Annotated in this window: 14 protein-coding genes; 12 read left to right on the forward strand and 2 right to left on the reverse strand. The window is 64.6% G+C overall.

The window, feature by feature from the left end:
• Positions 1 to 15: 15 nt before the first annotated feature.
• Both NDN01_RS03380 and NDN01_RS03385 read right to left on the reverse strand, forming a co-directional pair.
• Positions 16 to 723 carry a CoA transferase subunit A gene (locus NDN01_RS03380; RefSeq protein ID WP_272627991.1) on the reverse strand — a complete coding sequence of 236 codons (708 nt, stop codon included), beginning with the start codon at positions 721 to 723 and terminating at the stop codon, positions 16 to 18.
• Positions 724 to 855: 132 nt separating this feature from the next.
• On the reverse strand, positions 856 to 1,770 hold the full coding sequence (locus NDN01_RS03385; RefSeq protein ID WP_272625832.1) for an SMP-30/gluconolactonase/LRE family protein: 915 nt from the start codon (positions 1,768 to 1,770) through the stop codon (positions 856 to 858).
• 137 nt (positions 1,771 to 1,907) lie between these two features.
• Between NDN01_RS03385 and NDN01_RS03390 the strand changes: the two genes are divergently transcribed.
• The 12 genes from NDN01_RS03390 to NDN01_RS03445 all read left to right on the forward strand — a co-directional run bounded on the left by NDN01_RS03390 (position 1,908) and on the right by NDN01_RS03445 (position 11,803).
• Complete coding sequence (locus NDN01_RS03390) at positions 1,908 to 2,276, forward strand: BlaI/MecI/CopY family transcriptional regulator (protein ID WP_272625834.1); 369 nt, start codon at positions 1,908 to 1,910, stop codon at positions 2,274 to 2,276.
• Entirely contained in the window at positions 2,273 to 3,916 is a 1,644-nt protein-coding gene (locus tag NDN01_RS03395) for a M56 family metallopeptidase (protein WP_272625836.1), read from the forward strand. Before NDN01_RS03390 ends, NDN01_RS03395 begins: the two co-directional genes overlap by 4 nt.
• Positions 3,917 to 4,097: 181 nt before the next feature.
• Positions 4,098 to 4,955, forward strand: coding sequence for an MBL fold metallo-hydrolase (locus tag NDN01_RS03400; RefSeq protein WP_272625838.1), 858 nt, complete (start codon positions 4,098 to 4,100; stop codon positions 4,953 to 4,955).
• Positions 4,952 to 5,635: a DUF4230 domain-containing protein gene (locus tag NDN01_RS03405; RefSeq protein WP_272625840.1), complete on the forward strand. Its 684-nt coding sequence runs from the start codon at positions 4,952 to 4,954 to the stop codon at positions 5,633 to 5,635. Before NDN01_RS03400 ends, NDN01_RS03405 begins: the two co-directional genes overlap by 4 nt.
• Before the next feature lie 2 nt (positions 5,636 to 5,637).
• The gene (nadA, locus tag NDN01_RS03410; RefSeq protein ID WP_272625842.1) at positions 5,638 to 6,648 is read left to right on the forward strand and encodes a quinolinate synthase NadA; all 1,011 of its coding nucleotides are present in this window, start codon (positions 5,638 to 5,640) and stop codon (positions 6,646 to 6,648) included.
• Between the two features lie 30 nt (positions 6,649 to 6,678).
• Positions 6,679 to 7,197 carry a cupin domain-containing protein gene (locus NDN01_RS03415; protein WP_272625844.1) on the forward strand — a complete coding sequence of 173 codons (519 nt, stop codon included), beginning with the start codon at positions 6,679 to 6,681 and terminating at the stop codon, positions 7,195 to 7,197.
• Between the two features lie 135 nt (positions 7,198 to 7,332).
• The gene (locus tag NDN01_RS03420; protein WP_272625845.1) at positions 7,333 to 7,599 is read left to right on the forward strand and encodes a hypothetical protein; all 267 of its coding nucleotides are present in this window, start codon (positions 7,333 to 7,335) and stop codon (positions 7,597 to 7,599) included.
• Positions 7,596 to 9,125, forward strand: coding sequence for a methyl-accepting chemotaxis protein (locus NDN01_RS03425; RefSeq protein ID WP_272625846.1), 1,530 nt, complete (start codon positions 7,596 to 7,598; stop codon positions 9,123 to 9,125). The genes NDN01_RS03420 and NDN01_RS03425 overlap by 4 nt, the downstream gene beginning before the upstream one ends.
• Before the next feature lie 392 nt (positions 9,126 to 9,517).
• Positions 9,518 to 10,402: a carboxylating nicotinate-nucleotide diphosphorylase gene (gene nadC / locus NDN01_RS03430; protein ID WP_272625847.1), complete on the forward strand. Its 885-nt coding sequence runs from the start codon at positions 9,518 to 9,520 to the stop codon at positions 10,400 to 10,402.
• 61 nt (positions 10,403 to 10,463) lie between these two features.
• The gene (locus tag NDN01_RS03435; RefSeq protein WP_272625848.1) at positions 10,464 to 10,622 is read left to right on the forward strand and encodes a hypothetical protein; all 159 of its coding nucleotides are present in this window, start codon (positions 10,464 to 10,466) and stop codon (positions 10,620 to 10,622) included.
• A 54-nt stretch (positions 10,623 to 10,676) separates the two neighbouring features.
• Complete coding sequence (locus NDN01_RS03440) at positions 10,677 to 11,093, forward strand: hypothetical protein (protein WP_272625849.1); 417 nt, start codon at positions 10,677 to 10,679, stop codon at positions 11,091 to 11,093.
• Entirely contained in the window at positions 11,090 to 11,803 is a 714-nt protein-coding gene (locus NDN01_RS03445; protein WP_272625850.1) for a ribonuclease T2 family protein, read from the forward strand. Before NDN01_RS03440 ends, NDN01_RS03445 begins: the two co-directional genes overlap by 4 nt.
• Positions 11,804 to 11,915 lie beyond the last annotated feature (112 nt).

The following is an 11,915-nucleotide window of genomic DNA, read 5'->3' on the forward strand; positions in this document are numbered from 1 at the left end:
GGGAAGAAGGCGCGCTCACGCCGCCACGCGCTCGCGGACGGTGCGGAATTCGATCTTCTTGTCGTAGGGCGCGCCGACGATCATCCGCTTCACATAGATGCCGGGCAGATGAATGCTGTCCGGATCGAGGCTGCCGACCGGCACCACTTCCTCCACCTCGGCGACGCAGATCTTCCCTGCGGTTGCCATCGGCGCGTTGAAGTTGCGGGCGGTCTTGCGGAAGATCAGGTTGCCGCTCTCATCCGCTTTCCAGCCCTTGATGATCGACAGGTCGGCGCGGATGCCGCGTTCCAGGATATATTCCTGGCCGTCGAACACCTTCACTTCCTTGCCCTCGGCCACCTGGGTGCCGACGCCGGTCTTGGTGTAGAAGCCGGGAATGCCCGCGCCGCCCGCGCGGCAGCGTTCGGCCAGCGTGCCCTGGGGGCAGAATTCAACCTCGAGCTCGCCCGCCAGATATTGCCGCTCGAACTCCTTGTTCTCGCCGACATAGGAGGAGATCATTTTCTTCACCTGACGGCTGCGCAACAGCTTGCCCAGGCCTTCGCCGTCGATCCCGGCATTGTTGCTGGCGATGGTCAGGTCCTTGGTGCCCGCCGCGAGAATGGCGTCGATAAGTCGCTCGGGAATGCCGCACAGGCCGAACCCGCCAGCGCAGATCGTCATGCCATCGAACAGGAGCCCATCCAGCGCCGCCGCTGCATCGGGATAGAGCTTCTTCATCATCGTCTCCGCAAACATCCTCTTGGCGCGCATAAGCCATCGGCGCGCCCGCCGGTCAATTGCACGGATACTGCAAGCGCACCTGCACGAAACGCACGCAGCATCGACTAGGCTGCCGGATAGTGCCGGCTCTCAATAGGCAAGCTTCAGGCCGGGCCGGGGCCAGTCCATGCGGACAAGCTGTCCGGTGCCTGACAAGGTGATCCATGCCGTGCGTCTGTCGGGGCCACCCCAGCAGATATTGGTGGTGAACGGATCGGGCGTCGCGATGAACTCGACGAGCTTGCCTGCCGGCGAGATCACGCTGATCCCGCTCTCGCCGATCGTCGCGACGCAGATATTGCCACTCTCCTCGATGCCGAGCGAATCGAAGAATTTGTAACCGTCCGGGCGATACAGCGGGATGCCGGCGCCGCCGAGCCCGATACTTGCGTCGACCTTGCCCGGCCCCGTCACGCTGAACGCCATCAGCCGGCAGGTATAGGTCTCGGCCGCGTAGAGCGTCGCACCGTCGGGCGAGAGGCCGATGCCGTTGGGATTCTCGCTGGGGAAGATGACTTCTTCGAGAAGACTGCCGTCAGCTTTGGCGTAGAAGATGCCGGTGATGTCCCGCTCGCGGGGGCGGTTCTTGCCATGGTCGGTGAACCAGAAGCCGCCATGCGTGTCGAATACGATGTCATTGGGGCCGCGCAGCACGCAGCCGAAATCGCCATCCCGGTAAAGTGTCTCGACCACCCCGGTTTCGGGGTCGATCCGTTCGATCCGCCCGCCTGAATAGTCATCGGCCTGGCCATGGGGGATCAGGAGGCCGCCACGTTCGACATAGTTGAAGCCGCCATTGTTGCAGCAATAGAGCTTGCCGTCCGGACCCATTGCGAGACCGTTCGGCCCGCCGCCGGGCCTCGCTATCGTCTCCGTCGATCCATCCGGTTTTACCCGGGTGATCAGTCCGGCGGCGATCTCGACCAGGATCACGCTGCCATCGGGCATCGCGACGGGGCCTTCGGGAAAGCGCAGCTCGGTGGCGACGACGGTGAACTGGTTCATGCCTCTCTCCCGATTTTCGCGGGAGCTTGCCGGTACGGGGGCGGGCTGTCGAGCGCCTTCATTCATTGATCGTTCACCCGCTTGACTACAGGTGTAAACGGTACGATTACAGGTGTGGTCATTACGGAGAGCGAATCGTGAGCGAGCGGATCAGCGATGCTGAACATGCAGTGATGGAGGTGCTCTGGGACGAGTCGCCCCTGACCGCGCAGGACGTGGCCGAACGCATCCCGCCGGAGCGCGACTGGTCGGCCAATACCGTGAAGACATTGCTCGGCCGGCTGCTGGCCAAGAACATCATCGCGCATCGGGAGGATGGGCGACGGTATCTGTATCACCCGCTCGTCGCGCGGGGCGACTATGTCGAGGGCGAATCGCGTCGACTGATGGACCGGCTGTTCGGCGGCAAGCTGACGCCGCTGGTCGCGCATCTCGCCGAGCGTGACGCGCTGACCAATGAGGACATCGCCGAGATCGAGGCGCTGCTCAAAGGCCTCAAGTCATGACCGGCGCTGGCCTTGTCCCCTGGGCTATCGAAGCGCTGATCGCCTCGGCGATGCTGATGGTCGTGGTGCTCTTGCTGCGCGGGTCGGTACGCCGCGCCTTCGGGCCGGACATCGCCTATGCGCTGTGGGCGCTGCCCGCGCTCCGGCTCTTCCTTCCGCCCCTGCCGCAATCCTGGCGCGAGATCGCAGTCGCGCCAGTGATCCGCGCGAGCGAGCAGATCACTGTCTATGTGATCGAACCGCTCGGCGGAGACGCCACCGCGCCCGTCGCTCAAAATCCCTCGCTTGGCCCCATATTGGTCTCGCTCTGGGTGCTGGGTGCGGTGGCGTTCATCGCCTGGCATGCGACGGCGCACGCCCGCTTCTGCCGCCGCATGCTGGCGGAGACATCGCGCGAGACGGAGATCGAGGGTGGAATCCAACTGATCGAGACCGATGCGGCGAGCGGTCCGCTCGCCTTCGGCATCTGGCGTCGCTACGTCGCCTTCCCGCGCGATTTCACCGAGCGCTATGATCTCGATGAACGCGATCTCGCGCTCGCCCATGAGCTTGGCCATCATCACCGCGGGGATCTGGTCGCCAACTGGGTCGCGCTCGTCGTGCTGGCGCTCCACTGGTTCAACCCGATCGCCTGGCGCGCCTTTCGTGCCTTTCGGGCGGATCAGGAAATCGCCAATGACGCGCGTGTCCTCGCCGGCAAGAATCCGATGCTGCGGCACACCTATGCCTGCGCGATCGTCAAGGCGGCCCATGGCGGCGCCGTTTCGGCCGCATGCCATCTCCACACGATAGAGGATCTGAAAGGGAGGCTGAGAATGCTGAGCACCAAAAGGACGTCGCGCCTGCGCCTCGTCAGCGGCTGTGCGACAGTCGCGATGCTGACCCTCGCCGGGTTGGGTGTCACCGCGTCTGGCACGCAGGCGGCCGAACGCGTGCGATCAGGCGTCGAAAAGGCGACGGGGGTCAGCCTGGCTGAGCTCAGCCCGATGGCCACCGCTGCCTCTCAAGTGGAAGACGGCCCAGCACCGACGCCGGCTCCGCTTCCCGAACCTGCGCCGATGCCAGCCCCAGCCCCGGTCGTTGCGATGAATGCTGCGCCTGTGCTCATCCCGGTTCAGGCGATGAATGTTGCTCCGGCCGCGCCTTCTGCACCTCCCGCACCCCCCGCGGCACCGTCGTGGAACGGCAGCGGCAACGAGAATAGCACCACCATCACCGTTTCGCCGGAAGGCAAGGTCACCACGCGCAAGGTAGTGCGCATCACGCGCCACGAAAAAGACGGCAAGCTAGTGACCGACGATTTCCCCGATATGGCGAATATCCCCGAAGTCTCGTCCCGCAATTGCGTGCGCGACGGCCGGCGCGGCGAGATGGTGATCAATGAGAAGAAGGGTGACAAACGCGTCATTGTCATCTGCACCAACCGCATTGAGCAGGTCGCGCGCGAAGGAGCCACGATCGCAGCGCGGAGCAAAGATATCCAACGCAACGCTTATCGCGGCGCACTGGACGGTCTGCGCGTCGCGCAGGAAAACATGCGGAGGGATCAGGCGATGAACGAGATCGGACGCAGGGAAGCGATTAAGGCGCTCGATGGCGCGATCCGAGACATGGAGGCCAATCTGGCCGAGGTGAACTGAGGGGGAAACAGCTTTCTTCTTCTATTCCTTTCCTCGTTTGGGGAGAGGTGAGGGGCCTTCCCGCGGCGGCGGGAAGACCCCTCTCCTTTGTGATGAACCGGTATCGACGCAAAGCCGGGCTCTTCACCCCGCAAGCAGGGACAGGGTTGCGCCGCCGCCCGCGACCCGCCATCTGCACCGCATGAGCGAGCAACTACCAGGCGTGGCCGAGAAGCTCGAGCCGCTCGTCGTCCGGGTGCTGGCACCCAACCCTTCGCCCTTTACCTATACCGGCACGCAGACCCATCTGGTCGGCACGACCGACCTGGCAGTGATCGACCCCGGGCCTGACGACGCGGGCCATGTCGAGGCGCTGGTCCGTGCGATTGCTGGGCGCCCGGTCGTCGCTATCGTCATCACCCATACGCATCGCGACCACAGCCCCGCCGCGCGTGCGCTGAAGCTCGCCACCGGCGCACCGATCGTCGGTTGCGCTCCCCTCGCGCTCGACGATCTTGGGCCTCGCGCTGACGCTTCGTTCGACGCTGACTACGCGCCTGATCGTATCTTGGCTGAAGGAGAGTCGGTTTCAGGCGAGGGCTGGACGCTCACCGCTGTCGCCACGCCCGGGCACACGTCGAATCATCTCGCCTTCGCGCTGCCCGAGGCCGGGGCGCTTTTCTCGGGTGACCATGTGATGGGCTGGTCGACCACCATCGTCTCGCCCCCCGACGGGGACATGGCGGCGTACATGGCCAGCCTCGACAAGCTGATGCACCGCGAAGACCGCATCTATTATCCAGCGCATGGCGACCCGGTGGAGGATCCCAGGCGCCTCGTCCGCGGTATGATCGGCCACCGCAAGCAGCGCGAGGGCCAGATACTGCGCCTGCTCCGTGCCCAGCCCCAGGCGATCGCGGCGATGGTCGAGCGTATGTATGTCGGCATTGACCCACGGCTCTTTCCCGCAGCGGAGCGATCCGTGCTTGCCCATCTGATCGATCTGCGCGACCGGGGCCTCGTCTCGCTCAGAGGAGACGCCTGGGAGATGGCGGCATGAAGTTCCTCGGCAAGTTTGCCGGTGCGCTTGCACTGATCGCCCTGTTCATCGCAGGCAGCTTCTGGGCGCTCGGCTATTATGTCAGCGGCAAGGTGAAGGGTCCCGATCCGGTGACGATCGCCAGCGCTTCGCTTCAGGGCCTGAAGGAACAGAACCGTCTTTCCGCTTTCGCCGCGCGCTTCGTGGCGGTGACCACGTCGACCCAGTCGCAATTCGGGCTGAGCGCGAAGAAGACGCTGATCATGCCGGGTATGGTCCGCTACGAAGTCGATCTCGCCAAGCTGCGGCAGAAGGATGTGACCTGGGACGCCGGGACCCGCACGCTCGGCGTGGTCCTGCCGCCGGTCGAGGTCTCCGCGCCGCAGATCGATCTCACCCAGATGCGCGAATATGGCGAGGGCGGAATTCTCTCGACCTTCACCGACGCCGATTCGAAGCTGCAGGACGCAAATCGCCGCGCCGGGCAGCAGGAACTGGTGCGCCAGGCGCATGAGGCGGTACCGCTGAATCTGGCGCGCGATGCGACTCGCCGTGCGGTCGAGCGCAGCTTCGCCATGCCGCTCAAGGCGGCGGGCATGGACGTCACGGTGAAGGTGCGCTTCGCCGACGAGGCAAAGGACAATAACGAGGTGTGGGACACGACCCGCTCGCTCGACCAGGTTTTGGGAAACAGGAAGTAATCATGGACGCACGTAACGGCATCGGCGGCACGCTCACCGGCCTCGATCTCCGCGCCGAGATCGATTGGCTTCGCAAGGAGCGCAATGCTGTCATCCTCGCGCATTATTACCAGAAGCCGGAAATCCAGGATCTGGCCGATTTCGTGGGCGACAGCCTCGATCTCAGCCGCAAGGCGGAGGCGACCGACGCTGACGTCATCGCCTTTTGCGGCGTGCGCTTCATGGCCGAGACCGCCAAGATACTCTCGCCCCAGAAGATCGTGGTCCTGCCCGACATGAATGCGGGATGCAGCCTGGAGGACAGCTGCCCGCCCGAGCAGTTCGCTGCTTTCCGCGCGGCGAATCCCGATCACATCGCGCTGACCTACATCAACTCCTCGGCCGAGGTGAAGGCGCTGAGCGACGTGATCGTCACCAGCTCGTCCGCCGAGAAGATCCTCGCCCAGATTCCCGCCAGCCAGAAGATTATCTTCGGGCCAGACAAGAATCTCGGCGGCTATCTCGCCCGCAAGACCGGGCGCGACATGCTGCTCTGGCCGGGCGTGTGCATCGTGCACGAGGCATTCAGCGAGACCGAACTGCTCAAGCTCCAGCAGCTTCACCCTGGGGCACCGGTCGTCGCGCATCCGGAATGCCCGCCCTATATCCTGGATCATGCCGATTATGTCGGCTCAACTCGCGGTATCCTCGAATATGCGCTGGCCATGGAGGGCGACACGCTGATCGTCGCGACCGAGCCGCACATCATCCACCAGATGCAAAAGGCGGTGCCCGACAAGAAATTCATCGGTGCGCCCGGCGCGGACGGCAACTGCAACTGCAACATCTGCCCGTACATGGCGCTCAACACGATGGAGAAGCTCTACGTCGCCCTGCGCGACCTGGAGCCGCGCATCGAGATCGAGGAGAGCTTGCGCCTGCGCGCCAAGAAGAGCCTTGATGCGATGCTGTCGATGGCCAGCGCCACGGTCGGCATGGGCGATCTAGGCCCGGTGAAGGTCACCGGCGACTGAGGCTGTCGAGGCGGAAGGGGAGGTAGGGCCATGTTCTTCCGCAAGAAAAAAGCGACTCGGGACTTCGCCGACGCGCCGGTTGCGACCACGCCGTTCAGGCGGATCGTGACCGGGCATGATCGCGGCGGCTGGTCGATCCTGCGCAGCATCGATACGCTGCGGCCGGTCACCACTGGCACGGGGGAGGCGGCACTGGCGCAGGTCTGGTCGACACCGGAGGTGCCGGCCAACCTCAATGACGATAGTGACGGGACCCGCGGGCCGGGGGATGAGGGCGGCTCGATGATCCGCGTCGTCGATTTCCTGCCGGGCCGTAAATCGCGGATGCACCGGAGTTGGTCGATCGATTATGCGATCGTGCTCGATGGCGAGATCGAGCTTCAACTCGACGGCGGCGAAGTGGAGCATCTCGAGACCGGGGATATCGTCGTGCAGCGCGGCACCAGCCATCTCTGGCGCAACCCGGGCACTGAGCCGTGTCGTGTCGTCTTCGTGCTGATCGAGGCGATTCCCGTCGCGATCGAGGGGCATTTGCTTCGAGAGGAATAGCCCGTCCGCGCCAGTCTCGACCCCTCGATGAGAGAGGAAGGGAATGCGCAAATGGTTAGCATTTCTCTAACTATTAGCACCTAATCGGCGGTAATGTTCTCTGCGACGCCCATGTTTTCCCACTCTTGCGTGCTGATGCAAATAGCCGGAATCCTTCTGGTTTTCGCGATGCTTGCCTTTTATCCGCCGGCAACGGGGCGGATGATCCTGATCCCGCTCGGGGGCGATCCCGCTGAGGCTCTGTCCTTCGCCGTTGGCGGTGGCGCATCGCTGGTCGGCCGCGGCCCCTTTGCCGGATCGGTCGTGGTCGATGGCCATCGCGGAGACTTTGTGAATACGCTCTACCGTCATCATATCCTGATGCTGGCGGCCCCCGCCGCGGGTTGTGGGGCTACGGCGTGAGCGTCGTTGACCTGGACCGCCTGCGCCGGCGCGGCTTGAGGATCCTGGTGGTATCCGCCTGGCTATGCGTGGTTGCGCTGCTCTCGATCGGACTGGCGCAAGGTGCCGCGAGCACCGGAGCCGTCGTCCTCGTCGCGATCGCCGCCAATACGGCGCCGACCGTCATGGTGCTCCGCCATCGCTACGATCGGAATGCGCGCCTGCTGATGGGCAGCTTGGCCGGACTGTACCCGGCGCTTGGCGTCTATCTGCTCGCCGGGCATCCGTGGCAGATGGACGGGCATATGTACTTCTTCGTGGCGCTCGCCGCGCTGATCGTGCTCTGCGACTGGCGGCCGATCGTGCTCGCGGCGGCCCTGATCGCCGTCCATCACCTGTTTCTGCAATATCTTGCGCCCGAATGGGTCTTCACTGGCTCGGGCAATTTTGGCCGCGTCGTGATCCATGCGGTGGCGGTGATCCTGCAATGCGCCGTGCTCAGCTATATCGCGATCCAGCTTCGCGGGTTGCTGATCCGCCAGGCGGAGGCACGGCAGGAGAGCGAGAGGCTCGCGGCCGAAGCGATCGAAGGACGGCGCGAGACCGAGGCTGCGATGGTCGCTACACGAGCGGCGGAGTCCCGCGAAGCAGACGAGCGGCACCGGCGAGAAATATTGGAGGCTGAAGCCGCGGACCAGCGACGCGAGGAAATGCTCGCGCTTGCCGAGGCCTTTCATGCCTCGGTCGCCGAGATTGTCGGCGTCGTCGGCACGGCATCGGCGGAATTGGAAGGCTCAGCCCTGGCTCTCAACGAGCTCGCCCGCCGCGCCAGTCGCGAGACCAACGACACGGCGCAGGTTGCCTCCCAGTCGTCGGCCACTGCGCGGGCGCTCGCGTCCGGGGTCGAGGAGTTGACGACATCGATCCTTGCCATCGCCGCAACGGTCGATCAGCAGGCGAAGCTGAGCGGAGACGCGCGGGCCATCTCTACCGCCGGCCACAACGCGGTGGGGGCGCTCGCCGAGCGCACCACCGCGATATCGCGCTTCGCCGAATCGATCAGCGACATTGCCGGGCGCACCAATCTGCTTGCGCTCAATGCCACGATCGAGGCTGCGCGCGCCGGCGATGTCGGGCTTGGCTTCGCGGTCGTCGCTACTGAAGTGAAGCAACTCGCCGGCCAGACTTCGGGCGCGACGGGTGAGATCCGGCTACTCGCCGGTTCGGTAAAGGGCGGGGCCGACATCGCCTGTGATGCGCTTCAGGAAATCGAGTCGACGGTCGGGGAACTGGCCGAGGCCGCGCAGGAGATCAGGGTCGCGGTCGACCGCCAGCGCGTGACCGCCAGCCTGATCGAAGCGACTGCGCGCGATACCGCATCGGGGGCCGGTCTGATGACCGAGCGGATTGCCGGCGTTGTCGCGGTCGCTGGCGATACGGAGAAATTGTCCGGTCGTGTGTCGGGCGCCGCCACTAGCCTGTCCGGCACGGCACGCGACCTGCAACAGGCTACGGAGCGGTTCGTCGCCCAGCTCCGCGCTGCCTGAAGCGTCGAAGATCTGACCGGGCGTGTAGCCCAGCAACGCGACGTGCCACCTGCGTGGATGGCATACCGGCTTAGCTGTCGCAGAATCCGTGGTGGAGTCCTCGGGCCAGCCCGCGACCGCCACGAGTTGCGGTTTCGGCACCGGCAGGAAATCCTCGATCGCGAGGTCGGGGTGGGGATAATGGAAGCTGTTGAGTGCCATCGGCAGCACGAACCCCTCCGCCGCGTCGGGCATGAAATAATTGCGCCGATATTTGTTCGGAGCAGTCCGTGAATCATCCTCGGAATAACGTTTGCGACTTCGTCGAGCTCCTGGATTCAGGCTCGGACAGGCTGTCCCGAGCCGCGACAATATGCAAGACCCCGCCGGGCTGATCGGGAGCAGGGCGAATCATGAGCTCGGATGTAATGTGCGATGTGCGGGAAGACCGCACCTTCTTCATCGATGGCTTCGATCTCGACGCCTTTGTTGCGGCGACGCTGGCGGAGGATCTGGGCGACGCGGGGGATATTACCTCGATCGCCGTGATTCCGGCGGATGCGCGCTTCACCGGCGTGATGGACAGTCGGGATGCGATCGTCGTTGCCGGCCTGCCCATTGCGGAGGCCTTTTTCCGCGCGCTCGACCCGGAGGTACGGATCGAGCGGCTGGTACAGGACGGTGACAGGGTTCCGGCCGGCACTGATCTGGTGCGACTTGAGGGCAGTGCGCGCGCGATGCTCACCGCGGAGCGCTCGGCGCTCAACACGGTGCAGCATCTCTCTGGCATCGCGACGCTGACTCGCAGCTATGTCGACAAGATCCTCGGTACCGGCGCGATCCTGCTCGACACCCGCAAGACGATTCCCGGACTGCGCGTGCTGGAGAAATATGCGACGCGCATGGGTGGCGCGACCAATCACCGCATGGGCCTGTGGGATGCCGCGATGATCAAGGACAACCATGTCGCGGTCGCCGGCGGCGTCGGCGAGGCGGTGCGCCGCGCGAAGGTCGCGGGGATCGGGCGGATCATCGTCGAGGTCGATTCGGTCGACCAGATCGAGCCGGCGCTGGCCGCGGGTGCCACGCATCTGCTCCTCGACAATATGGACCCGCCGATGTTGCGCGGCGCCGTCACGCTGATTGGCGGCCGCGTGCCGGCTGAAGCATCGGGTAAGGTGCGCTTGGAGACGATCCGCGCCATAGCTGAAACCGGGGTGACCTATATCAGTGTCGGCCGGCTGACCCAGTCGGCGCCCGCTGCGGATATCGGCCTGGATTTCACCGCTGCCCGCTGACGGTTGCGTGAGAACAAAAGAGGACTAAGCTGGCGACGATACCGTCGGGAGAGGGCGAGTCGTGGAACGAGCGAAATCGATCGTGATGCTCGATCGCCGCTATATCGGCGCGGTCGCGCCAAGCCCGGTGCGGCTGGCGCTGCGGTTGGTCGCGATCTGGTTCCTCTTCCGACTGGATACCCGGGTGTGGTTCGGCGAGAAGCTGGAGGGCAACGCCTGAAGCGAGCGTCGGTCACCAGGCCGACATCATGGAATCAACCGGGGGAAAGAATCGATGATCAGGCCGACTTCCATCATCCAGTTCGAACGTTTCTATCTCGCCGCGATCGGCGTCGATGCCGTCAATACGATCCTGTCCTGGTCCGACCAGCAGGAACGGGCGTTGTTGCACCACCAGATGTTTGGTGACCTTACCCTGCCGTTGACGACGGTGGCGGGATTCAGCCTCGCATTATTGCTGTGGTTCCTCGTCGCCCGGCAGGGCAGCGCCATCGCCAAATGGGCTCTCGCCATCTTCGTCGGGCTGGCCCTTGCCTGGACGCTCTATGCGATTCCGACCGGCCATTATTCGATTGGGCTGAGCGGCCTGCTGGGCCTTTTCTCGACGGTGCTCCAGGCTTATGCGGTCGCGATGTTGTTTCGCGGCGACGCCAGGCCCTGGTTCGGTGCAAAAACGGGAGCTGGCGCATGAAGCCCCTATCGATCGTCACGGTTCTGCTCGCCGCCATGCCGGCCGCCGCCGGGGCTCAGGCCTATAAATGCGAGGTTCCTGCCAATCTCGCGCGTCCGCGTCCGGATTTGCCGTCGCGGAGCGAGCCGAAGCGTGTGCTGCCGATCGGCGGCTATACGCTCGCCGTCACCTGGGCCCCGCAATATTGTCATGAAAACGCCCGCAGCCCCTCGGCACGGCTGGAATGCGGCAGCGGCAATCGTTTCGGCTTCACGCTGCATGGGCTCTGGCCGGATGGCGTGGGCAAGGAATGGCCGCAATATTGCACGTCGACCGCGCTCCTGCCGCGCAAGCTGGTCAGCCAGCATCTCTGCGCGACGCCCTCCGTGCAGTTGCTGCAGCACGAATGGGCAAAGCATGGCACATGCATGCGCACGACGCCCGCCGCCTATTTCGCGCGCTCGACCGGGCTCTATGCGAAGCTGCGCTATCCGGACATGGACGCGCTCTCCAGGCGCCCGGCGTTGACGGCCGGCGGCTTTGCCGAGGCAATGGCCACTGCCAATCCCGGTTTGCCGGCGGCGGCGATCCGCGTGACCGCCAACCGTCAGGGCTGGCTCGACGAATTGTGGATCTGCCTCGACAAGAGCTTTGCCTATGAGCGGTGCAAGGCGGGGAGCGGCGGCTTGCCGACAAATGCAGCGCTCAAGATCTGGCGCGGACCACGCTGACGCGCGGTTTCGGACTCGCCTGCGAGTAATGTGCTCGCAATCGGCGTCCATTGTTCCGTTCGTGCCGAGTAGGGATCGAGTAGGCAAAGCCATATCGAGAGCCTGTATCGAA

The organism is Sphingomonas sp. QA11, assembly GCF_028473665.1.
Taxonomy (GTDB): domain Bacteria; phylum Pseudomonadota; class Alphaproteobacteria; order Sphingomonadales; family Sphingomonadaceae; genus Sphingomonas; species Sphingomonas phytovorans.